General features: G+C 69.2%; 21 protein-coding genes and 1 pseudogene. 14 read left to right on the forward strand and 8 right to left on the reverse strand.

Annotated features, from left to right (window positions below; translation table 11 throughout):
* Positions 1 to 95: 95 nt before the first annotated feature.
* Positions 96 to 473: a GntR family transcriptional regulator gene (locus AC3EO4_RS26495; protein ID WP_379580189.1), complete on the reverse strand. Its 378-nt coding sequence runs from the start codon at positions 471 to 473 to the stop codon at positions 96 to 98.
* Positions 470 to 1282, reverse strand: a complete 813-nt coding sequence (locus AC3EO4_RS26500) for a hypothetical protein (RefSeq protein WP_431898367.1) — start codon at positions 1280 to 1282, stop codon at positions 470 to 472. Before AC3EO4_RS26500 ends, AC3EO4_RS26495 begins: the two co-directional genes overlap by 4 nt.
* Positions 1283 to 1999: 717 nt before the next feature.
* On the opposite strand from AC3EO4_RS26500, the gene AC3EO4_RS26505 reads away from it, so the two are divergent.
* Positions 2000 to 2431 carry a hypothetical protein gene (locus AC3EO4_RS26505; protein WP_379580185.1) on the forward strand — a complete coding sequence of 144 codons (432 nt, stop codon included), beginning with the start codon at positions 2000 to 2002 and terminating at the stop codon, positions 2429 to 2431.
* 237 nt (positions 2432 to 2668) lie between these two features.
* Here AC3EO4_RS26505 and AC3EO4_RS26510 read toward each other — a convergent pair whose 3' ends face one another.
* Positions 2669 to 3574 carry an RDD family protein gene (locus AC3EO4_RS26510; RefSeq protein ID WP_379580183.1) on the reverse strand — a complete coding sequence of 302 codons (906 nt, stop codon included), beginning with the start codon at positions 3572 to 3574 and terminating at the stop codon, positions 2669 to 2671.
* A gap of 525 nt (positions 3575 to 4099) precedes the next feature.
* Here AC3EO4_RS26510 and AC3EO4_RS26515 point away from each other — a divergent pair.
* Both AC3EO4_RS26515 and AC3EO4_RS26520 read left to right on the forward strand, forming a co-directional pair.
* Positions 4100 to 4516 (forward strand): sensor histidine kinase, encoded by a 417-nt coding sequence (locus tag AC3EO4_RS26515; protein WP_431898368.1) that lies wholly within the window; start codon positions 4100 to 4102, stop codon positions 4514 to 4516.
* Between the two features lie 164 nt (positions 4517 to 4680).
* Positions 4681 to 5187: a F0F1 ATP synthase subunit B gene (locus tag AC3EO4_RS26520; RefSeq protein ID WP_431898369.1), complete on the forward strand. Its 507-nt coding sequence runs from the start codon at positions 4681 to 4683 to the stop codon at positions 5185 to 5187.
* Positions 5188 to 5205: 18 nt separating this feature from the next.
* Here AC3EO4_RS26520 and AC3EO4_RS26525 read toward each other — a convergent pair.
* A pseudogene (locus tag AC3EO4_RS26525) lies at positions 5206 to 5416 on the reverse strand (hypothetical protein); the annotation flags it as partial.
* Positions 5417 to 5783: 367 nt separating this feature from the next.
* Here AC3EO4_RS26525 and AC3EO4_RS26530 point away from each other — a divergent pair.
* From AC3EO4_RS26530 to AC3EO4_RS26550, 5 genes are all read left to right on the forward strand, one after another.
* On the forward strand, positions 5784 to 6644 hold the full coding sequence (locus AC3EO4_RS26530) for a MurR/RpiR family transcriptional regulator (protein WP_431898370.1): 861 nt from the start codon (positions 5784 to 5786) through the stop codon (positions 6642 to 6644).
* 113 nt (positions 6645 to 6757) lie between these two features.
* Positions 6758 to 8209, forward strand: coding sequence for an APC family permease (locus tag AC3EO4_RS26535; protein WP_431898372.1), 1452 nt, complete (start codon positions 6758 to 6760; stop codon positions 8207 to 8209).
* Positions 8206 to 9462, forward strand: coding sequence for a type I glutamate--ammonia ligase (locus tag AC3EO4_RS26540; RefSeq protein ID WP_431898373.1), 1257 nt, complete (start codon positions 8206 to 8208; stop codon positions 9460 to 9462). Before AC3EO4_RS26535 ends, AC3EO4_RS26540 begins: the two co-directional genes overlap by 4 nt.
* Complete coding sequence (locus AC3EO4_RS26545) at positions 9452 to 10600, forward strand: amidohydrolase family protein (protein WP_431898374.1); 1149 nt, start codon at positions 9452 to 9454, stop codon at positions 10598 to 10600. Before AC3EO4_RS26540 ends, AC3EO4_RS26545 begins: the two co-directional genes overlap by 11 nt.
* On the forward strand, positions 10597 to 11841 hold the full coding sequence (locus AC3EO4_RS26550; RefSeq protein ID WP_431898375.1) for a M20 metallopeptidase family protein: 1245 nt from the start codon (positions 10597 to 10599) through the stop codon (positions 11839 to 11841). Before AC3EO4_RS26545 ends, AC3EO4_RS26550 begins: the two co-directional genes overlap by 4 nt.
* Positions 11842 to 11860: 19 nt before the next feature.
* Here AC3EO4_RS26550 and AC3EO4_RS26555 read toward each other — a convergent pair whose 3' ends face one another.
* Positions 11861 to 12496, reverse strand: a complete 636-nt coding sequence (locus tag AC3EO4_RS26555) for a DUF4386 family protein (RefSeq protein ID WP_379580166.1) — start codon at positions 12494 to 12496, stop codon at positions 11861 to 11863.
* A 55-nt stretch (positions 12497 to 12551) separates the two neighbouring features.
* Between AC3EO4_RS26555 and AC3EO4_RS26560 the strand changes: the two genes are divergently transcribed.
* The 4 genes from AC3EO4_RS26560 to AC3EO4_RS26575 all read left to right on the forward strand — a co-directional run bounded on the left by AC3EO4_RS26560 (position 12552) and on the right by AC3EO4_RS26575 (position 15814).
* Positions 12552 to 13160 (forward strand): TetR/AcrR family transcriptional regulator, encoded by a 609-nt coding sequence (locus tag AC3EO4_RS26560; RefSeq protein ID WP_431898376.1) that lies wholly within the window; start codon positions 12552 to 12554, stop codon positions 13158 to 13160.
* A 313-nt stretch (positions 13161 to 13473) separates the two neighbouring features.
* The gene (locus AC3EO4_RS26565; RefSeq protein ID WP_379580162.1) at positions 13474 to 13914 is read left to right on the forward strand and encodes a pyridoxamine 5'-phosphate oxidase family protein; all 441 of its coding nucleotides are present in this window, start codon (positions 13474 to 13476) and stop codon (positions 13912 to 13914) included.
* A 270-nt stretch (positions 13915 to 14184) separates the two neighbouring features.
* A complete protein-coding gene (locus AC3EO4_RS26570) occupies positions 14185 to 14379 on the forward strand; it encodes a hypothetical protein (protein WP_431898377.1) in 195 nt (64 codons plus the stop codon).
* Positions 14380 to 14857: 478 nt separating this feature from the next.
* A complete protein-coding gene (locus AC3EO4_RS26575) occupies positions 14858 to 15814 on the forward strand; it encodes an RNA-binding protein (protein WP_379580158.1) in 957 nt (318 codons plus the stop codon).
* Between the two features lie 225 nt (positions 15815 to 16039).
* Here AC3EO4_RS26575 and AC3EO4_RS26580 read toward each other — a convergent pair whose 3' ends face one another.
* Together AC3EO4_RS26580 and AC3EO4_RS26585 are read right to left on the reverse strand one after the other, a co-directional pair.
* The gene (locus AC3EO4_RS26580) at positions 16040 to 17338 is read right to left on the reverse strand and encodes a TolB family protein (RefSeq protein ID WP_431898378.1); all 1299 of its coding nucleotides are present in this window, start codon (positions 17336 to 17338) and stop codon (positions 16040 to 16042) included.
* A complete protein-coding gene (locus tag AC3EO4_RS26585) occupies positions 17335 to 17838 on the reverse strand; it encodes a SigE family RNA polymerase sigma factor (RefSeq protein WP_379580154.1) in 504 nt (167 codons plus the stop codon). The genes AC3EO4_RS26580 and AC3EO4_RS26585 overlap by 4 nt, the downstream gene beginning before the upstream one ends.
* Positions 17839 to 18538: 700 nt before the next feature.
* On the opposite strand from AC3EO4_RS26585, the gene AC3EO4_RS26590 reads away from it, so the two are divergent.
* Positions 18539 to 18889 carry a hypothetical protein gene (locus AC3EO4_RS26590; protein ID WP_431898380.1) on the forward strand — a complete coding sequence of 117 codons (351 nt, stop codon included), beginning with the start codon at positions 18539 to 18541 and terminating at the stop codon, positions 18887 to 18889.
* Between the two features lie 24 nt (positions 18890 to 18913).
* Here AC3EO4_RS26590 and AC3EO4_RS26595 read toward each other — a convergent pair whose 3' ends face one another.
* The gene (locus AC3EO4_RS26595; RefSeq protein WP_431898381.1) at positions 18914 to 21232 is read right to left on the reverse strand and encodes an FdhF/YdeP family oxidoreductase; all 2319 of its coding nucleotides are present in this window, start codon (positions 21230 to 21232) and stop codon (positions 18914 to 18916) included.
* Between the two features lie 513 nt (positions 21233 to 21745).
* On the opposite strand from AC3EO4_RS26595, the gene AC3EO4_RS26600 reads away from it, so the two are divergent.
* On the forward strand, positions 21746 to 22120 hold the full coding sequence (locus AC3EO4_RS26600; protein WP_431898382.1) for a hypothetical protein: 375 nt from the start codon (positions 21746 to 21748) through the stop codon (positions 22118 to 22120).
* Positions 22121 to 22133 lie beyond the last annotated feature (13 nt).

The raw sequence follows: 22133 nt of genomic DNA on the forward strand, positions 1-22133 counted from the left end.
GACCGCCGACGCAGCGGCCGTGACGTGGCGCTTTACGCTCCTGCCAGCCTGTACCGCCAGCCGCTGTTCCTGGGTTCCTCGGTGGGATCTCGCGGTCATGGCGAGGCCGGTGCTGCCGCGCCGGACTTCAGAGCCGCCTGCACGATGCGGAGTGCTTCGGCCGCGTCGATGCCGACGCTGGCGATCACGGCGGCGTAGTCGGCGGCGGCCTGGCGGGCCCGCTCCCGGCCTTCCTCGCCGGCGGCCGACACGAACGAGCCCGCCCGCCCGCGCGTCTCGATCAGCCCCGCCTCCTCCAGCTCCCGGTAGGCCCGGCCGACCGTGTTGACGGCCAGGCCGAGGTCGGCCGCGAGGTGGCGGATGGTCGGCAGCCGGGCGCCCACGGCCAGCGTGCGGTCCTGGATCTGCCGGGCGAGCTGGGCTCGCAGCTGCTCGAACGGCGGCACCGGCGAGGCCGCGTCGATGACGATCATCGGGCGCTCATGGCCCGCCGAGCCACCGTCGCGCACGACGGCGTCTTGGCATGGAGTGCGACGCACGCGGCCAGGCTCAGGATCAGGTAGGCGACCGCGGCGGCATTCCACCAGCCGGGCGCGGTGCCGAACAGCACCACCGGCAGCGACCACTGCACGTTCGGCGTGGTGAGCTCGCGGGCGTCTTCGACGCGCATGATGACGTCGGCGGTCAGCGACTCCTCGTCCTCCGCCACGACCGGGAAGCTGAGCAGGTGGCGCAGCTGCATGGCGGTGATGGCCGTCGCGCCGAGCAGGCCGATCAGCACGACGACGGCCAGCTGCCGCACGGTGGGCTCGGGAACGGCCAGGGCGCTTGCGGCCAGCACCATCGCGCCGGCGAACGTGGCGACGGCGAAAATGGCGTACGGCCGGCCGAGCACGGTCCGCCAGCCGGGCTGGATCGGATGGGCGGCCCGGCGCGACAGCGTCGCGCCCGCCCGCTGGTCGACGCGTCGCACCCACCGGTCGAGCAGGGACTGTGCCAGCAGTAGCCCGGCCACCGACGCGGCCAGGGCCAGCAGCGGCAGCGGGCGATGCGGCTGGAGGCCGCCGAAAGCGGAAGTGGCGGCGAGGGCGCTCACGATGATCAGCGCGGCCAGGATGACGTAAGTGGCCAGGCGGGCGCGTCTCCGGACCGCCAGTCGGCTGGCCAGCAGCGGGGTCGGGCGGGCACCGGCCAGGTCGTGCAGAGCCAGCCACTCGCCCGCCAGTCGCAGATCGGCCGCACGCGCCGGCGGGCCGGCGTCCGGTAACGGTTCACGGGTCATAGCCCCTCCTTTGTCGCAAGCTTTGTAGCAACATGGTGCGTCATACCTTGCGACAAAGTCAACGCCCCGTGGGCTCTCGCCGTCCCGGTGACGCGGGCCTCGGCTCAGCGGCGGCCGTCGCCGTGGACCATCAAGTGGACGGCGGCCGGCGCCGACCCCTTCCTGGGGTGCGCGCCCGGACGGCCGAGGCCGAGCTCCGCGAGCGTCGCGCCGAGCGGGGGCCTCGGCCGCCTGGAACGCCTCCCGGGCCCCGGTCGGAACGCCAGGGCGTGCCGCGGGTCCGGCTCCGCCCAGGACGGGTCCGCCGGCGCGGTCATGCTCGTACTGGGTCGTAGCTCCGGGCACCCCGTCGGCCTGCTGACGCCACTGGCCGTTCCGTTGTCGATCAAGGGGTACGGCCGGCGGCATTCGGAACACTGACCCTGACCTTGGGGAAGGGCCTCGAACCCTCATAGGATTCACAGCCATGACCGCCGGGACCCCTCTCCCGGAGGCTGATCCTGGCTGATGTCCACGCCCATCCTGGGTCTGCCGGATCATCACGATCAGACACACCCGCCTTCGCTCCCTTCTCGCTCGTCGGCCGCTGTCCAGGCCCGGCGGGTGTCCGGTCGTTGTCCGCATGCGCTGTCCACGGGTGGTGGACACGGCACCGGCCTTCCGAAAGTGATCTCACGCCATCACGGCGCACCACCTCGACCCGACAGGAGTCATGCAGTGAGATCTCTTCAGCGCATCGCCGCCCTGACCATCGCGGCAGCGGCCCTCGCCCTGCCCGCCCGGGCCGCGCTCGCCGACACCGCCCAGGAGGCGCCCGAGCCCGTCAAGCTCACCTGCATCGCCTGGGGCGGCGGGCTGCAGAACGAGAACTGGGACATCCTCGTCCAGCTCAACCCCGACGGGACCGCTAAGTCGGCCGAGCAGCAGGGCGATGCCTACATGACCGGTATCGGCATCTTCAAGGTGGAGCGCACCGACCCGGCGAAGATCACCATCTCCCCCGACGGGCGGGAACTGAAGTTCTACGGCACCAGCCTGGTCAGCGCCGGCTTCTCGAACTTCGCCTACACCAACGCGGGGACGTGCCGGGCCACCTTCACCTTCCCCAACCCCGCCAAGGCGGTCGTCAACCTCACTCCCGCCTCCTAGGCCGCCCTGACGACCGGCTGCGGCGATCGCCACAGCTTCCCGCACGAACCTTCACCGAAAGGAAGTGAAACACCGCTACAAGCTCCTCGCCGGCCTCCGGCGGCCCGTTTGCGTTCGTCACGACTGACGGAGATCAGGGATATGACGCGGGTTCGGAGGCAGTTGAAATCCGATCACGTGGCCGGCAAGTCGTCGGCGAGGAGCATCCGATCACGAGGGCGCCTCCACCTGAGCGCCTCACAGCAGGTCGCGAACGACCTGGGTGCCGGCGAGACGGTCGCGCAGAGTGCGAGCGGCCGGGTCGACCACCGCCCACAGCCCGTCCACCAAGAGCACGACCAGCCCGAACTGTGACACGCAGACGAGGACCGGGAAGACGAGCGCGCGGACCGCGGCCCTGCGCCAGCCCGGCCAGTGGCCGGTGTCGGCGGAGACGACGCGGAGGCGCATGAGCCGCTTGCCGAACGTCCGTCCCGTCAGGACGTAAAGGAACGCGGCCGCGGCGGCAAGCAGCGATGCCGCTTCGTTGACCCTGAACCAGTTCAGGAGACCGTAGTCCCATCTGCTGAGCCGCCCCTCGAACAGGCCCAGGAAGGCGACGAAAATCACGTAGTCGATGGCCAACGCCGCTCCCCGGCGGCCGGGGAACCCACTGGGCCAGGTTTCCCTCGCCGTCCTGGTGGCCAGCAGCACCAGCGACGCGGAGACCAGGAGGGCCGAGTGCGCAGGCCCATAGGCTCTCAGCACGGTCGCGAACCACTCGCCGCTGAGTACGGGGATCGTCGAGCACCCGTCCTCATGCATATAGGAAGGGCTGGCCGGTCCGACGATCGCAAGGAGGGCGAGCAGGCCGGCCACGCGGCGGCCGACGATGGCCCCGTTCCCGGTGGCAGCCGACATGAGGTACCCCGTGAGGACGAGGACCGAGGGCACGCCGCACAGGACGGCCGCATTCGCGATGTCGTAGGCGTCCCCCAGAGGGGCCGACGCAAGTCTGGCGAGGCCGAAGCCGCCTCCGTCAAAGAACCCCACGCAGCCGAGGACGGCATAGGAGGACCCGTACTCGATCTGCCAGGCGTCCCAGGTCGGGTACGCGGCGGCGGCCAGGGCGGCCGCCCAAGCGAGCTGGGCTGATCGCGACAAGATGATCTCCGTTTTTCGCGACACCCTAGCGGCATGGGACGCCTGCCCTGTTGCCTGTCTCTAACGGTGGCGGGTCCCACTGCAGGACGATGGCCTCGGTCTCGTCGACGGGTGAGACGCAGGCGCAGCCCCGTCAGGTGCGACGGTTGCCCGCGTGCCAGCCGGAGAGGCGACCCGCATCCACGTCAGGATCAGCATGACGGCAACCGGCATGGTGACGGCATCTCATCCTGGTCCTGCGGAGGCTGTACAGGCCGACACGACAGCGGGGAGAACCCCGGCCACAGCTATCCACAATGACACTGGGCGGCACCGATCCAGCCGACTCATAATCCATGGATCGGGGTTCAAGTCCCGGCTTGTATCAGGTGGTGGACGGCACGTGGGTAGTGCCCCAGCCGCTCGTGGTTGATGCTCGCCGCAGATATCGCCGCCGCCCATTTCGGCAGGACCCTGAGCTGAGCCTGCCCTGACGAGGGTGGGGCGACCGCCATACGCGAGTCGCGTTTTCTATGGAGATGATTGATGGCCGAGCGGGCCAAGGTAATGCTGGGTAATGAAGTGCTCTCCCGAGAGTCTCTTGCTCAATACTTGACGCAGTGGTCCAGGGATGCTGGAGTCAACGTAGAGATATGGGCGCTTCCAGATGAAATCGTACCGGCCCACGTGATGGCGGCGGTCTCCGTCTGCATCACCGAGGCCTTATCCAATATCGAAAAATACGGCCAGGCTCGCACTGTCTCTGTCGTCATCACGGTCAGCATGTCCGGCTTGAGGCTGACGATCAGTGACGACGGACAAAGGTTCGAGACGCTTCGTCCTGGCTTTGGGATCGCTGTGATGCGGGCTGCGATGACATCGGTTGGCGGTTCCTTCAGCATCAATGGCACCCCGGGCGGCGGTATCACGATCAGCGGCGCAGTGCCACGTACGCGCTGGTAGATATATTAGATGTACTACGTGTACGAGCGCTTTCAGGCTCGTCTTGTTCACGACCAAGGCGTTGGCTTTAGATGTGTTCCTCTTCGAGATGCTGACCTCGATGTGCGCGCCGGCAATTCGCCGCGCGTGGGCCTCTGGCAATCCCGCTGACGAAAGGTCCATTCGTGAACCCCCTCTTCCCGGACAACTACTCCGAGCCCGTTATCGGACTCGTCATGTTCCTCGTCACCCTGTTCGTCATCGGCAAACTGCTCGTACCGCGCATACAGAAGACGCTGGCCGAGCGGGCCGACGCGATTGACGGCGGAATGATGAGGGCAGAGGAGGCCCGCGCCGAGGCTCGGAATCTGGAGCGGCAATACCGCGAGCGACTGGAAGTGGCCCGGCGCGACGCGGCGCTGCTGCGGGAGGAGGCCCGCGAGCAGGGCGCGCAGATCGGGGCTGAGCTCCGCGCGCAGGCGCAGGCGCAGGCTCGCCACCTCATCGGGACGGCGCACGCCCAGATCGAGGCTGACAGGCAGGCGGCGTTCGCCCAACTCCGCCCGGAGATCGGCCGTCTGTCGACCGACCTGGCGGGCCGCGTCATTGGGGAGTCATTGGAGGTGGACGTGCGGGATACCGGCATCGTGGAGCGATTCCTGGACGAGCTGGACAACCGAACGGTCTCGTGAGGTAACGCGGCCGCCGATACCACTGGGCCGCGCTTCATCGATGCGAGCCCGAGCCCAGGCATACCAGCGCGGGCACGTGGCGCCCTGCCCGGCGCGGTAGCGGTTCCGGTGCCGGTCGGCCACCCCGCGCCGCGGCCTCGGCCGGCCATGTGTGCTCGGGCAGGTGGAGCCGTCGATCCAGCAGCGTCCGCCCCGCTGGGGTGGTGTAGGCCAGGATCACCCCGATCTGGCGGGCGGGCGGTCGGCGGCGTCACCGTGCTCAGCGCCTGCCTGGGCGCAGGCATGCCACTGCTGATGCCGCCTCACTCAGGAGCCGCGACCCCAAGCCGATGGACGGTTTCTCAGGAGTTCCGGCTCACGATCGCCCGCGAGTGGTGGCAAGGCGCGGTCGACGATCCGGTTTCTCGTTCCTCACCATCGGCTCACCGGGTATCGGAGCGGAGGCCGCAGCTGCTTCATCCTGTCGCCTCCCTCAGCGCGAGATCCGGAACACGCATGGAACACCGTCTCCGGGTGAGAGAAGAGCGCGGGGATGTCCACCGGTCGGCGTGCGCTAAGAGAATGATGGGCGGGACAACCCTGATCGAGAGGCGTCGATGACTGAAGAGAGCGCGGAGGTGTTCGTCTCGGTCGCGGAGCGGGTGAGACGGAGCCTCGCGGACGCGTCACCGGGAGAGCGGCAGGTCGCCCGGGTCCTTCTGGCCAACTATCCGGCGGCCGGGCTGGAGACGGCCGCGCGGCTGGCCAAGCGCGCGGGGGTGAGCGCGCCGACGGTCGTGCGGTTCGTGGCCGGACTGGGCTTCGCCGGCTACCGGGCGTTCCAGCAGGCGCTGCGGGAGGAGATCGAGGCCCGGCGGGCGTCGCCGCTCACGCTCGGTCAGCAGGTGGGGGAGGGGGTTCTGAGGCTGTCAGCGGCGGCGGCCTTCCGTCAGCGGCTGGAGGAGTCGTTCGCCGCGCTGTCCGACGCCGAACTCGGCGAGGTCCTCGCGCTGCTGGCGGACACGACGCGGCGGATCACACTGATCGGCGGCCGCTACTCGCACATCCTCGCCGAGTATCTGGACATGCACCTGAGGCTGCTCCGCCCGGCGACAAGGGTGCTCGACGCGCGGCCGGAGAACATGGCGGCGTTCTGTGCGGACGCGGGACGCCGGGACGTGGTCGTGGTGTTCGACTATCGCCGCTACCAGCGAGACATCGTGGAGTTCGCGCGGCGCGTGCACGATCGGGGCGCCAAGATCGTGCTCTTCACCGATCCCTGGCTGTCACCCGCTTCGGACGTCGCCGACCTCGTCATCCCGGCCCGCGTCGAGGCGCCGAGCCCGTTCGACAGCCTCGTCCCTGCGATGGCACAGGTCGAGACGGTGGTCGCGGGCGTGACCCAGCGGCTGGGCGAGGCCGGCGAGACCCGCCTGCGGCAGGTCGAAGAGATCGCGGGGCACGTCACGATGGACTAGTGAAACAAAAATTTCAAACCTGACTCTTGACGGGCATCATGAATGTTCTATTTCATGCTGGGAAGTGGGCCGCGCGACCGCCGGCCCGTCTCCGCCCCCTCTCGGGAGGTGCCATGCCGGAACAACTGCGCCCGCCTCGCAAACTACGACTGTGGGAAGCGCTCGCTCTGTCCGTCGGGCTCATGGGTCCCACACTCGCCATGGCGCTCAACGGCGCGGGTGTGGCGGGCACGGTGGGCAAGGCGGTGCCGCTCGTCTTCGTCCTGGGCCTGATCGGCGTGGCGTTGGTCGCCTATGGATTCGTCCGGCTGACGCGCCATTTCAACCACGCGGGCTCGGTCTACGCGCTGGCCGGAGTGACCCTCGGCCCCCGTGCCGGATTCTTCGGCGGATTCGCCCTGCTCGGCACCTACCTGTTCTTCGCCGTGTGCACGCTGGCCGCCACGGCGGTGTTCACCGAAGCCTTCGTGTCCGCTCTCGGCCTGTCCTGGAGCGTGCCCTGGTTCGCCGTGGCGGTCGTGACGGCCGCGGGTGTCTGGGTGGTCAACTCCCGCGAATCCCGCGTGACGGCTCGCACGCTGCTGCTCGTCGAAGGTGTCGGTATCCTCGGCATGCTCGTGCTTAGCGCGATCATCGTGGCCCGCGCGGGGGCGGGCACCGCGCCCGGCGGTCAGACGCTCGACCTGTCGGTCTTCGGTATGGAGGGCACCACCGTGGGGGCGGTGATGACCGCCACCGTGTTCGCGTTCCTGTCCTGGGCCGGATTCGAGGCGTGCGCGTCGCTCGGCGAGGAGACCGCCGACCCGCGCCGCAACATCCCGCGTGCCCTGGCCGGCAGCGTGCTGCTGACCGGTGTGCTGTACGTCTTCGTGATGTTCGCCCAAACCATCGGCTTCGGCACCGGCGAGCGCGGGGTGTCCGCCTTCGCCGGGGCGGAGTCGTCGCTGTCCGCCCTCGCCGAGGCCTACGTCGGCACCTGGTTCTCCCTCGTGATCGCCTTCACCGCGATGGCGTCGGCGTTCGCGGCCTCCATCAGCTCGTCGGCGGCGGCGAGCCGGCTGCTGTTCGCGCTCTCCCGTGACGGCTTCGGCCCACGCGTCCTGGCCCGCACCGATCCGCGAACGGGGGTGCCCTCCGTCTCGCTGGTCGTCGCTCTCGCCGTGGCCGCGCTCGCCGACGTGTTCCTCGACCTGGGCGGAGTGAGCGCCTTCGACGCCTACTACTGGTTCGCCACCCTCGGCGTGCTCTGCCTGCTGGTGGCCTATGCCGTCGCGGGGGCGGGTGTCGTCGCGTTCATCGTGAACGGGCGCGGCGGGATCCCGAAGCGCGAGATCGCGATCCCGGTGCTGGCCATCGCCTACCTGTGCTTCGTCTTCTACAACCAGTCGGCGGGGCAGGACAGCCCACTCAGCTACTTCCCGTGGATCGCCGCGGCCTGGTGCCTGGTCGGCCTGGCCGTCGTACTGGCCGCTCCCGGCCTGGCCGGTCGGATCGGGGAGGGCCTCAGCGCCGAGCTGGCCCGTCCCGAGGAGCAGGCGGTCGCCGGGGCGGGAAGGACGGCATGAACGTCTTCATCGCGACCTGCGACCTGGCCGGGCACACGCGCGGCCGTGCCGTACCCGCCTCCAGAGAGGCCGCGGTGCTACGCGGCGGCACCGGCTGGGTGCCCGCCGACCTGGCTCTGACCTGCTTCGGGACCATCGCCGAGAATCCGTTCGGCTCGACGGGCGACCTGCGGCTGCTGCCCGCCCCTGCCACGCGCGCCGACATCCCGGCCGACGGCGACGTGCCGGGGACGCGGCTGTACCTGGCCGGGCAGACGCTGCCGGACGGCACGCCGTGGGAGTGCTGCCCCCGCGCCTTCCTCGCCGACGCCGTCGAGGAACTGCGGGCGGAGCTGGGACTCGTCCCGGTGGCCTCGTTCGAGCACGAATTCACTCTGACCGGGCCGCGATCGCCGGACTCCACAGGGCCGTTCTCCTTCGAGAGATACAGGGCCGCGGAGCCGTTCGGCTCCGATCTGGTGGCGCTCCTCGAACGGAACGGGTTCGCGCCCGAGACCTGGCTGCCCGAGTACGGCGAGGCACAGCACGAGATCACGCTCGCCCCCACCGACGCCCTCGCCGCCGCCGACCAGGCCGTGCTGCTGCGAGAGCTCGTCCGCGACCTCGCCAGGCGGCGCGGGCTGCGCGCCTGCTTCGCGCCCATCCTGCACCCAGAGGGCAGCGGCAACGGCGTGCACATCCACCTGTCGTTCAAGGGCGGGGCCATGCACGACCCCGGCAGGCCGGGAGGCCTGTCGGAGCCGGCCGCCAGGTTCTGTGCGGGAATCCTGCGGCACGCCGCCGCGCTCACCGCGGTGACCGCGGCGAGCCCGGTGTCGTTCCTGCGCCTCACCCCACACCGGTGGAGCGCGGGCGGGGTGTTCCTCGCCGAGCGGAACAGGGAGGCGATGCTGCGCATCTGCCCTGGTTCGGGAGACGAGTTCAACGTCGAGTTCCGCGCGGCCGACGCGACCGCCAACCCATGGCTCGCGCTCGGCGTCCTGCTCAGGGCCGGCCTGGAGGGGATCCGCCGCGGCTACCCTGAGCCGGTCGTCTGGCCGGAGTCGGTGACCGAGGCGGAGCTCGCGGCCGTGCCGCCGCTGCCGAAGTCGCAGGACGAGGCGCTCGACGCCCTCGAGGCCGACCAGGTCGTGCGCGGCCTGTTCGCGCCCGACCTCATCGACACGTACCTGTCGGTCAAGCGGACGGAATCGCGAGCGCTCGACGGCCTGGACGACGTGGAAAGCTGCCGGAGGATCGCTGATGTCTTCTGAGTCTCTCGATCAGTCGATCGAGGCCATCGCGCTGGTGGACCACCATGTCCACGGCGCCTCGGGCAACGACCTGTCCAGGGCGGAGTTCGAGGAGCTCATCACCGAGTCGGACCGGCCGGTACCCGGCTGGATGAGTCAGTTCGACTCCCAGATCGGCTTCGCGATCCTGCGGCACTGCGCGCCCGTGCTGGGTCTCGACCCGCACGCGCCGCCCGACGCGTATATGGCGCGGCGTGCCGAGCTCGGAGCCGCGGAGGTGAACAGGCGGCTGCTCACCGCGAGCGGGATCGGCCACTTCCTTGTGGAGACCGGCTATCGCGGCGACGAGATCCTCGGCACCTCCGGCATGGCCGAGGTCACCGGGCGGCCCGCCGAGGAGGTCGTGCGCTTGGAGGCGGTGGCCGAGCAGGTGGTGTCCGAGGGTGTCAGCGCGGCCGGGTTCGCCGCGCGCTTCGCCGAACTGCTGTGGAAGCGCAGCCGTACGGCCCGCGGTCTCAAGACGATCGTCGCCTACCGCCACGGGCTCGATCTCGACCCGAGCCCGCCCACCCCCGCCGAGGTCACGGCGGCGGCGGGGCGATGGCTGCGGGCGATCGAGGAGACCGCGACGGTCCGGGTCGACGATCCGGTGCTGCTGCGTCACCTGATCTGGACCGGGATCGAGCGCGGGCTGCCGCTGCAGTTCCACATCGGCTACGGAGATCCTGACGTCGACCTGCACCGCTCAGACCCACTGCTGTTGCGGGGGCTCATCGAGCGGGCCGAGCCCAGCGGCGTACCTCTGCTCCTGCTGCACTGCTATCCGTTCCACCGCAACGCGGGCTACCTCGCCCAGGTCTACCCCAACGTCTACTTCGACGTGGGCCTCGGAGTGAACTACACCGGAGCGCGCAGCGTGGCCGTCGTGGCGGAGAGCCTGGAGCTGGCGCCGTTCGCCAAGATTCTCTTCTCCTCCGACGCCTGGGGCCCGGCCGAGCTGCACCACCTGGGAGCGTTGCTGTGGCGCCGGGCGATGACCCGTGTCCTTGGCGGTTTCGTGGCCGGCGGGGAGTGGTCGCCGGCCCAGGCGGTCCGGGTGGCCACCATGATCGGCGAGGACAACGCGCGTCGCGTCTACCGCCTGGGAGACGACGCGTGACGGATCGGATCGAGCGCACCCCGAGCGAGACGCGCGAACGCCTGCTCGCCGCGCTGCGCGCCGAGCTCCCCGCGGCCTGCGAGCTGCGGCGCAGGCTGCACGCCGAGCCGTGCGTGTCCGGGCAGGAAGGGCCGACCCTCAAGCAGGTGCTCGACGCCCTGCCCGCCGCGGCGGCGCCGGATCCGGTGGCCGGCACCGGCGCCCTGGTCCGCATCGGCGGCGACGGCCCCGCGGTCGGCGTGCGCGGCGAGCTCGACGCCCTGCCGATCACGGAACAGACGGGGGTGCCCTGGGCGGCCGCCAACGGTGCCATGCACGCCTGCGGTCACGACGTCCACCTCGCCGCGTTGGTCGCGCTGGCCAGGGCGGTCGACAGGACCGGCGGTCCCGCGCCGCTGATCGCGGTGCTGCAGCCGCGCGAGGAGACCTACCCGTCGGGCGCGCTCGACATCGTCGAGTCGGGCGCGCTCGCCGCGCACCAGGTGCGGGCCATGGTCGCCGCGCACGTCCAGCCCGTGCTCGGCGGCGGAACGGTGGCCTGCACCCCCGGCCCGGTCAACGCCTGCGCCGACGAGTTCACACTCATCGTCAGGGGCAGCGGCGGGCACGCCGCCTACCCGCATCTGACCAGGGACCCGATACCGGCGCTTGCCCAGATCATCGTGGCCGCGCAGCAGCTCGTCAGCCGCGACGCCGACCCGATGGTGGGCACCGTGGTCACCTTCGGGACGCTTGAGGCGGGCACCGCGCCCAACGCCATCCCGGGTGAGGCCGTCACCCGGGGCACGCTCAGGACGATGTCGGAGTCCTGGCGGGCCCAGCTTCACGAACGTTTTCGCGCGGTCGCGGAGGGTGTCGCCAAGGCGCACGGGTGCGAGGCCGAGGTGCGGATCCTCCGTGGCGAGCCGGTGCTGGTGAACGACGCCCGCCTCGCCGCCGAGGCCGCCGCGCTGCTCGGCGGCTTCGGCCACACGGTGTCGGCGCCGCTCCGGTCGTGCGGCGCCGACGACTTCGCCTACTTCGCCGCCGAGGTGCCGTCGCTGATGCTCTTCGTCGGCACCGACACGACGGCGGGGCTGCATGCTCCCACGTTTCTGCCCGCGGACGAGAGCGTGGCGGCGGTCGCGGAAGGCCTGCTGGCCGCCTATCTCGCCGCGGCGCGGATCCTCGTCGAGCCTGGGGGTGCCGAGAACGGTGCCACCTCCCTGGCCTGGGGCGCATCCCTCGGACAGCAGTGGTAGACGCTTCGCCACGTGACCGTCACACGGGTGCCGGGACCCGTCGGCCGTACCGGATGGCCAGGCAGATCGCCCAGGCGCTCCAGGCGAGGTAGCCGACGAAGTTGGCCAGGTCGGCGCCGCGCAGCCCGAGCGGGACCAGGACACCGGCCGCGACCGCCAGGGCCGAGGCGGCGCCCAGCGCGGCGAACCAGCGCGGCGGCCGAGGGAGGGCGGCCAGGACCAGCAGCGTCCAGGCCGCGGTGAGCAGGTAGCCCAGGGTCTCGCCGATTCCGGTGCCCAGATATCCGTGGAGCGCGGCGAAGACGGTCTGCGCGCTGCGCGGGTCCGCCGCGTCGACCAGGGCGGGCACCGCGAACGGCCAGCGCAGCAGCCCCAGCGCCTGGACGAGGCCGGCCAGCACACCCGCGTGCACCGACAAGGTGGCGGCGGGGCCGGGCGGGAGGCGCCGCCCGAGCAGGACCGCGGACGGGACGAGGGCCGCGGCGCCCAGGGCGAGCAGCAGGAACCAGGCACTGATCGCGGCCTGGTCGGCGGCGAACGCGGCCAGGATGCGGGCGGGAGGCTCGGCGAGCACGCCGGGGTAGCCGAAGACCGCGCCCAGCCCGACGAAGGCGAGGTTGGCGGCGAGCACGCCGGCGATCAAGGTCCATCTCATGGAAGCTCCTAACTCTGAACGGTGTTTAACATTAAACACCGTATAGGGTTTCCTTGTGAAGAGAGGACCGCAGCGCTCGGTGAACACCGAGACCGTGCTGGACGCCGCCCTGGAGCTCCTTGACGCGGGCGCGCTCACCATGAGGGCCCTGGCCGCCCGGCTGGGCCTGACGCCCGGGGCGCTCTACACCTACTTCCCTGACCGGGCCGCGATCGTGACCGCGCTGGCCGACCGGCTGCTGGGCCAGGCCGACCTCGACCTGCTCGAGCACGGCTCGGGCAGCCCCGCGGAACGGATCGTCGCGTTCGCGCTGAACCTGCGCGAGGTGCTGATGCGTCATCCGGCGGCCGTGCCCGCCATCCTGGGCGCGGCGTTCAACGGACCGGTCGCGCTGCGCGTCGGCGAGAGCCTGCTGGGCGCCCTGCCCGACCCGCGCGCCGCCTACACCGTCATGGTCTACGTCCTGGGCTCGATCGCGCTGGAGGCGGCGGAAACCGGGAGCCCGGTCGCGCCGGAAGCCGAGCGGATCGCCGCCCGCAGGGCCGCCTTCGCCGTCGACCCCGCGGCCTTCCCGCGCACGCACGCCGCGGCCGACGCCATCGCCGCCTACGTCTCCACCGAGCAGTTCCGCTGGGGCCTGGAACGCGTGCTCTCCGCGCTGTAGTACCCCAGCCGTCGATCGGTGGCCGTGATCCGCCTGCGACACGCAGGTGCCTCAGCCGTCGAGCGGCTCAGTCGCGTCCGCGATCACTCGGCCCTGATGGGGATCTCCTCGATCGAGGAGACCTGGGTCGCGGTCACCTGGATGTCTGGCGCCCTGGCGATCGAGTTCGGGCTCGAGGCCCGGCGGGAGAGGCTCGCCGGGGCGGCCTAACAGGTGCTGTGCGAGTGCAGACGTCTACCCCCAGCGAACCGTCAGTCGACCAACAGCGGACCCCGGCAGGGTGAAGGCACGAACCGGACCTGAGGAGCAGATCATGTCGACGAGGATGACCACGGCTGAGCGGGAGAGCTTCCTGGCCGAGACGCACATCGGGGTGCTGAGCGTGGCGGGTTCGGACGGGCGGCCGCCCATGGCGGTGCCCATCTGGTACGGCTACGAGCCCGGCGGTGAGATCACGTTCGCCACGAGCCCTGACAGCGTGAAGATGGCCCTGATCCGCGAAGCGGGCCAGATCGGATTCACGGCGCAACAGGAGGCGATGCCGTACAAGTACGTCTCCATTGAAGGTCCCGTCGTGGGTTATGAGCCAACCGATGTGGATGAGTACCGCAAGTGGTCGATTCGCTACCTCGGCTCCGAGGCGGGCGAGCGGTTCTTCGACAACATCAAGGATTTCGTGCGGACGATGGTCACCGTCCGCGTGCGGCCCGAGCGCTGGCGTACCTACGACTTCGGCAAGGAGTTCAGCGGCTAGCTCGTCCCGTTCGTGTTCGAGCCGCGAACGTGATCACGCATGGCTCTGTCCTCTGAGCGCGGCCCGTTCACGACGGTTTCGTCACCGACCCGAGCAGCGCCGTGGACGGCTTCGACGCTGACCGATGCACAGGTGTTCCACATGTCAAAGGTATGCACCTGGCCAGATGGTTGAAAGCTTCATCATCGCACGACCGGATTCATCGCAGTTCCGGGAAATCGGCCCGGGTCTCGCCCGGGGGCACAATTGATTCGACGTGGAGTGATCTCAATGACCAAGCTGAAGAACCTTCTCGCAGTCGGCACAGTAGCGGCCTTCGCTCTCATCGCACCCGTGGCAGTGGCGGCCCAGTCCGCCGGCGCCGACACCGTGGCCAGGTCCACCGCCAGCACATCCGCCCTCGTTGTCCAGCTCGATGGCGTTGGCAGCGCCAACGGCGCAGCCAATGGCAGCAGCCGCCGCTGACAAAGGACGAACAAACGAAATGCTTGAAAACTGTTGGGAAAGGAAATGAAGAGGCGCCGGAAGTCTTCCTTTCCGGCGCCTTTTCGTCGTTACCTCGTCGACCTGAACATGCGCCGACGAGACCGGCTCGGCGGCATCCTTCACGCATACTCCCATGCGGCTTTAACGGCATGGATGTAATTTCTGCGGCCGCAGCCGCGATCGGCCTCCTGTCCCCAGCGCGCTGTGCAATGCCTTCAACCGGATGCTGTACCACGGTCGGCAAAGGGCGTGCTCTACGGCGAACTCCTGGCATTCCCGCCGTGATGGAAGTCCGGAACCGGACCAACCCGCTGATCGGCGGCCCCGGACAAGGAAAGATTGAGCATTGGCCGTAAGACCGGACCTTCGCCAGGATGGGGCGATGAATGTCCCCGCAGCCGCTTCTGAACCACCGGAATCCGCACCTCAGATCCGTCCTGTAGGCGGCGGAACCGACATGGGTCTGCACGTCTACCAAGTCACCAAGTATGACCCGGTGGATCGCGACGAGCACGGCCACTACGTCGGTCCTGAGGATGTGCACGACGACCACGGTCCGGTCGAAGCGGCCTACCTGGCAGCCGTAGCCGCTTTCGCCCAAGAGACCGGGGTCACCCACCTCGCGATCCGGGACCCGGAGGTGACCGGCTTGGTCAGCTTCGGTGTGGAACCGCCGATCGACGGTCATGGCCTGGTCGGATTGTTCCCGCCCGACCTGACCGGCTACCACGACGGCGCGCAGGTGCCGATGGCCGTCGCCTTGGAACTGGTTCGGGCGATGCTGCGCGACAACGGTGCCTGGTGCCGCCTGGAGGCTGAGGACCGCTTCTTCGTCCACGTCGGTTACGACCAGTACGTGTATGTCGGCAGCGCCCTGCCATGCCCGCGCGCGGTGGAGTTCACTCACCAGCGAGGGCTCTTCGCCGAGCCGATCAGCCAGTCACCGTATGACCCGCACCTTGATGAGGACGATCGCGCGGGGCGGCGCCCCGCCGACGCGGCATTCTGGGCCGAACTGGAGGCGCTGGTCAGCAAGCGCGGCGCGGCAGTGCTGGAGGAGGGCTATGTCCAGAACGCCTCACGCTGGCACCGGATCACCCTCGATGAGATTGCCGGGATACAGGCCCGGCTCGCCCCCCGGGCTAGGTTGGCGGTCTGGCCCGATCTGTCAGCGGATGTGGACGCAGCCCTTGCCGGCCTTCACGAAGGCCTCAGCGAGATCGTCTGGCAGAACGCTCAAGGGCGTGTCACCAGCCTGACACTCGACGAAGCCGACTATCCGGCACTGCCCGCCATGCTGCCAGGAGTCCGCGCGGTGATGATCCTTTCCTGTCTCGAGGACGAGCGTGATCCGCTGATGGCTGCGGTACTGCCCGACCCCGATGGCGTGCTCCGCGCGCGATGGACCCCCTGACGCCCCCGCCGCGGATCGGATGTCCTAACACAGCCGATCAAGGTCAGTTCCTGTGGGTCCCCTCGCCAGGCCGGGGCCGCCGCCGCGCCAGGATCTTGTCTGCGCGAATGGGCGATGTTCACATCGCGCTGGCTCATGCCGCCGCCCTCGTCCCGGACAAAGACGAACGGTTGCGCCGGCGACATGGGGGCGGTGGACCGCTTGATCGTGGCCCACGCCTCTGACCTATTCGATCGCGGCCAGATCCACGACATACATCTTGTCCCCGACCGGGTAGGCCATCAGCCGGTCGAGGCCGCCGTCGGGCTCTGCCATCTGCCCCCGGGCATCCGACCGTACGCCGAGGTCGGCGGATTTGCCGGTGTCCACGTCGTAGAGGCCCACGGCCTGCATCATGTCCGGGCCGTTGAGAATGACCTTGAAGAACCGTTCGAGGCCGGCGTCATCGCCTGGACGAGAGCCGACTGGCAGCTCGCGTTCCCGTGAACCGTCGCGGTCGCGGACGAACGTGCGCAGGATCTCCTCCCACGTGAATGCGCGGCCCTTCTTGCGTACGACGTGCTTGCGGATGACCGCGCCTGAGCACCGGTCGATGCCGCACCTGACCCGTTCGTCGGCATTGACCACGGCGACGCGCCGTTCACCGGTCTCGACGTTGAGCAGTTCGCGGAAAACGGCGTCCCGCCGGTGGGCGCCCACCCACGGCCACTCCAGAATGTGGTGCCGCTCGGCGCCCTTCACCGGCTGCTGTCGGCCCCCGCTCAGCGGCACCCGGTAGACACCACCCTTCTCGTACGCGAAGACCACGTCGGAGCCCACGACGCTCAGTCCGTCGATGTGACCCTTTTTCATGACGTTGTCCAGGGGAACCTCGGTCACCAGCCGTGGCGTGCCACCGCTGGCCGGCACCGTCCAGATGCGGGCGACCCGCTGCTTGCCTGCCTCCTTGTACGACGCCCACCAGACGATGTTCCCGCCCCCTGCGGCGACGCCGTCGGCGACGATCATCGAGTTCTTCGTCGGGGGGATTTCGGCGATCTGCCGGGGCTTGCCGCTGTTCAGGTCGAAGCTCCACAGGAACTGGCGGTCCCCCTCGTAGCGCCCCGTCCTACTGAAAGCCCCCGTCATGACCAGCAGCGTGTGCTCGTCGAGGAGCAGTTGCGGATGGTACGTACGACCGTCGGGCAGCTTGGCCGGGATCTTGTGTACAGCCTGCGGCCACACCTCCTCGATGGGCGGCGGGATCTTGTCCACCGGCGGCTCCGCCCTGTCGCTCCTGCGCTCGGCGGGTTCCGTCGCGCTCACGGCGGGCGGCGGGGCGGCGGACGTGCGCAAGGCGTTCACCATCGTGCCCGCTCCGCCGATCACCATGATGATGGCCGCGGCGGCGAGTGCAGCGGTGGTGCGCGCCCGCCGCCGGCGATGGCCCGCCTCGACCGCCGCACTCAGCCCGGTCGACGCCTGCGGCGCCTGGTCCGCCGCCCCGGCGAGAACGCGGCTCAGCTTGTCTTCGAGATCGTTCATCGCGCGCTCCCGTGAGTCACCGGTGAGGAGGGAAGGAGGGAGGAGCGCAGCTTGTCCAGGCCCCGGGAGGCCTGACTGCGCACGGTCCCCGCAGATATGCCGAGCACCTTGGCGATCTCGGCGTCGGTGAGCTGCTCGTAGTAGCGCAGCACCAGTACGGCGCGCTGCCTGCGGGGCAGCGCGGTCAGCTCCTGCCACAGGCCTTGGTCCTCGTCGGAGGGAAAGAGCGCGTGGCTGGCCCGCTCCGGCACCTCACCGGCGAGATGCTCACGCCTGCGCCGTCGCCAGACGCTGATGTGCAGCCGCGCCATCGTGGTCCGCGCATAGCTGTGCGGATTGTCCTTTCGCCGCACCCTCGGCCAGGCGCCACGCAGCCGTACGAGGGCTTCTTGGACCAGATCGGCGGCGTCGTGAGGGTTGCCGGTCAGGACGTATCCGTAGCGGAGCAGCGCATCCGTCTGCTCGGCCACGAAGTCGTCGAAGCCGGGTGCGTCATCCAATGGTCGTCCTTCCTCGCTTGTCGCGACCCAGACGACTCAAGGGGCGAAAGCGTTGCATCACGCCGCAGACATTTTCAGCGGGCCCGCGGCCAGTGAAGCGACGATGGCCCTGGGAATAGATGCTTTCGTGCGGCTGTTAAATTTCGGTCTGGGCCGCTAATCGGTGCGGGGTTCGATCGTGGGCAGGGGCGGCGGCTGCCTCGAAGGCGTGGCGGCCGGCGAAACCGGCGCGGGAGCGGCCGGCACGAGAAGGCTCGACCCAGCCTGGGGCCGGCGAGGCTGGGTCATCGCGGAGCCGACCGCGTCGACCACCTCGGTGGCTGGACGATGACCGAGCAGCCGACATGAACGCGCATCCACATCCACGAGTTAGGCGATATCACTGACAGAAAGGGACACGACCGCTATGAGCGTTCCTCGACACCGCCCGTCTTCCGACCTCGCCCCCGCCCGTTCCCGTCTCTCCGGTCGAGGTCGTCGAGGAGGAACGGCACATCGGACAGGGCGAACGAGACATTGTCATCCAGGCCGAGCGTCCCGCGCCGGCCGCCTCCGCGGAGCGACTCAGTGCCCACAGCGGCACCACGGAGGCAAGGACGTAAAAGCTCAGGAAACCGGTTCGACCGACATCGACCCGCAACCACACCAGCCCGCTGACGCCGCCGCGGCCGATATCTCGCAGGTGGAGAGGTTCCAGTTCATGGCCTGGCAGTGGGATGTCAGCGCAGCCAAGAAGCTCGCAGTCGGGCGCGTCCCGGACACCCGGGTGGAGGTAGCCGCATGGGCGGCCATGGCACGACTGATCGGTATCAACGCGGATCACGTACCGAACGTGGAGCTCGATGAGCCGTTGATCGCGGTACCCGTGCCCAACGGCGAGGGGCCGATGATCATCGACGGATGGCACCGTATCTGCAAAGCCCTCAGGCGAGGAGTGCCGGAACTCGATGCTGTCGCGCTGACGTCCGATGAGGAACTGGCCTGCCGGATCCACGGCGGCGAGAAAGGCTACGGCTGGAGTAGGGCCCCCCAACCCCCGCCCGTGCGGTAGCCCTTCGGGGTGTCGTGCGGCGCATCAGATCGTCGACGCGGAACCGGAAGGTCGAACCATGATGGTGACGTTCTTCATGAGCGGTTGATCGCTCTGGGTGCTGTAGTCGCCGATGGCGCAGAGCACGTTCATCTCCGGCATGTAGCCGGCGGCGCATCCGCGCGGAATGCCGTACGGAACCGCTTTGTAGCCGTACACGCTGCGGGTGGTCCCGTCCTTGGCCGTGCTGGTGATGTCGACCTCGTCGAACAGCTTCAGACCGCGTTCGCGCATGTCGTCGGCGTTCATGAAGATCAGCGTTCGCAGGTTCTTGATGCCGCGGTAGCGGTCATTGTCCGAGTAGATGCTGGTGTTCCATTGGTCGTGGGACCGCATCGTGCCCAGCTTGAGCGTGCCGTTCACCGGGACCACGTCGGTGAGCTCCGCCGTGGAGAATTCCGCGCGCTGTGAAGGTGTGAGAAACACCAGCTCGCGGGCCGGCTGGCGGATACGGAATCCCAGAGGCAGGCGCACACGGCGATTGAAGTCCTCGAATCCGTCCAGGACCTTGGCCATGGTGTCACGGATGCGGTCGTAGTCCTCGACGTACCACTCCCAGGGCGTGGTGCTGTCCGGCAGGGCGGCGCGGGCCATGCCGGCGATGATCGCCGGTTCGGAGAGCAGGTGAGGCGAGGCGGGTCGTTTCATGCCGACGGACAGGTGCACCATGCTCATGGAGTCCTCAACCGAGGTCGACTGAAGGCCGGCTCGCTGGACGTCCTTTTCTGTGCGGCCCAGGCACGGCAGGATGAGCGCCTGGCGGCCGTGCACGAGATGGCTGCGGTTGAGTTTGGTGCTCACGTGCACGGTCAGGTCGCACTGGCGCAGAGCCTCGGCGGTATAGGGCGTGTCAGGGGCGGCGAGGGCGAAGTTCCCGCCCATGCCGACGAACACCTTGACCTGGCCGCGATGCATCGCCTCGATGGCCCGCACGGTGTCCAGACCGTGCTCCTGGGGCGGGTCGATGGCGCAGACGGCGGCCAACCGGGCAAGGAAGTCCGGGGACGGGCGATGATCGATGCCACACGTACGGTTTCCCTGGACGTTGCTGTGGCCTCGCACCGGCGAGGGGCCGGCTCCCTCCCGGCCCAGGTTGCCACGCAGCAGCAGCAGGTTGACGATTTCACGGACGGTGTCGACGCCGTGCTCGTGCTGGGTGATTCCTAGGCACCAGCTGAAGATGCTCCGGTCGGCCTCACAGTAGACGCGTGCGGCCTTCTGGATCTTTGCGCGGCTGATGCCGCTCTGCCGTTCGATCTCCTCCCATGGGGTGGATTCGCACAGGGCTTGGTAGGCCTCGAACCCCGCGGTGTGACGTTCGATGAACTCCCTGTCGAGTGCCTTGGGGTCGGTTTCGGCCTCCGCGAAGACGGCCTTCGCCATACCGCGCAGCAGGGCCATGTCGCCGCCGATCCGCGGCTGCAGGTTCAGGGTGCTGGTGCGGGTGGCCCTGAACAGCGCCATGTCCACGAAGTCGTGCGGGATGATCGCACGTCTTGCTCCGGCTTCGACGATCGGGTTGATGTGCACGATCTGGGCGCCGCGCTTGTGCGCCTCGGTCAGCGCGGTCAGCATCCTGGGGGCGTTGGAGGCGGCGTTGACCCCGAGGATGAACAACGCGTCGGTGACCTCCCAGTCCTTGAGATCGGCTGTGCCCTTGCCCGTGCCCAGCGCTGCCTGCAGCGCACGGCCGCTGGCTTCGTGACACATGTTGGAGCAGTCAGGGAGATTGTTGGTCCCCAGCTCGCGCGCCATGAGCTGGTAGAGGAAGGTCGCTTCGTTTCCGAGGCGCCCGGAGGTGTAGTACGCGGCCTGGTTCGGATCGTCGAGCTCACGCAGCCTCTGCCCGACCAGCGCGAACGCGTCCTGCCACGAGATCGGCACGTATGTGTCCGAGGTCGCCTCATACGTCATCGGGTGCGTCAGGCGGCCCTGGTCCTCCAGCTCCGCGTCACTCCAGGTGGACAGCTCGCTGACCGTGTGGGCGGCGAAGAACGCGGGGCCGACCCGCTTGTGGGTCATCTCCCAGGTGACGTGCTTGATCCCGTTCTCGCAGATGTCCAGGCGAAGCCCCTTGAGGTCGTCGGGCCAGGCGCAGCCGGGACAGTCGAAGCCCTCGCCCTCGTGGTTCATCTTCTGGATGGCGCGGGGGCCCTCCACGAATTCACGCTCCCGCAGGAGGAACTGTGAGACGCTCCTGGCCGCTCCCCAGCCCGCCGCAGGGTGGTGGTACGGGTGGTACTCCGGGGACGGATGCGCTTCGGCATCGCCTGTGGACTGTTTCGACGTGTCCTGGTCGGTCATGGCTCGCACCTCCTGCATTCCTGGGTGTCCTGTGGTCGCATGCGGCGCGTGAGCCCAGCCTGGGGCGTCATCGACGAGTTCTCCTAGGCCGCGCGGTTGCGTCCCGCATGCGCGCGACGTCCTCGGTGCGGTCGGGGCCCGGGGACCCGGAAGGTCAGCTCACCCCGGTGGGAGGTCGCCGGTCCAGGCGCCGCCATGCCGGCGGCAATCCGCTGTTCGTGGGCGCCTGCGACCCGATTTCAACTGTTTCCTGCCAGGTATTCATGGCCCGCCGAGCAATGCCTGAAACCCGTGGATCTGCCCGGAATGGATGGACCTTCCCTGATCTGACCTGCCGTTTCCCGGCGACTCGACGTGTCGACGCCGGCTGATGGGGCACGCCCAGATCGTGCGCGAAGGCGGGCCTGACGATTCCGCCGCGCTGGTCGATCGGCGCGCGACGGGGTCTGCCCCAGAAGGTCCCGTCTGATAGCGGAATGTTACAGTTCGACCACGTACAGTGTTCGAGGCTAGATGGACCAGGTAGGGGAGGTCGACCGGATGATCGCGGGCGAGGGGCGGAACCAGGACGAGGATGATCTGCGCGGCGGGTTGGTCGATGCGCGTAACGAGCTCGGCGCCGTCGCCGACCAGGTCGAACGGCGCGTCAACGAGCTCGGGTCCGCCATCGCGCCACCCGACAAGGAGCATGCGGGGCAGCTGGTCGTCGACGCCAGGCAGTCCCTTCTGGAGGAGGTCCCCCTCGATCGGCTGTGGTCGCTCACCTCTGAGCTGCGGCAGGTCCTGCAGGGCTTGTCCACCACGGCCGCCACCGGGCAGCAGCCGTCCGGTGGGGGCGAGGAACGCACCGACGACGACATCGACACCGGGTTCACCACGCCTGAGTGACATGTCCGCGCTG

This window comes from Nonomuraea sp. bgisy101, from assembly GCF_057708945.1.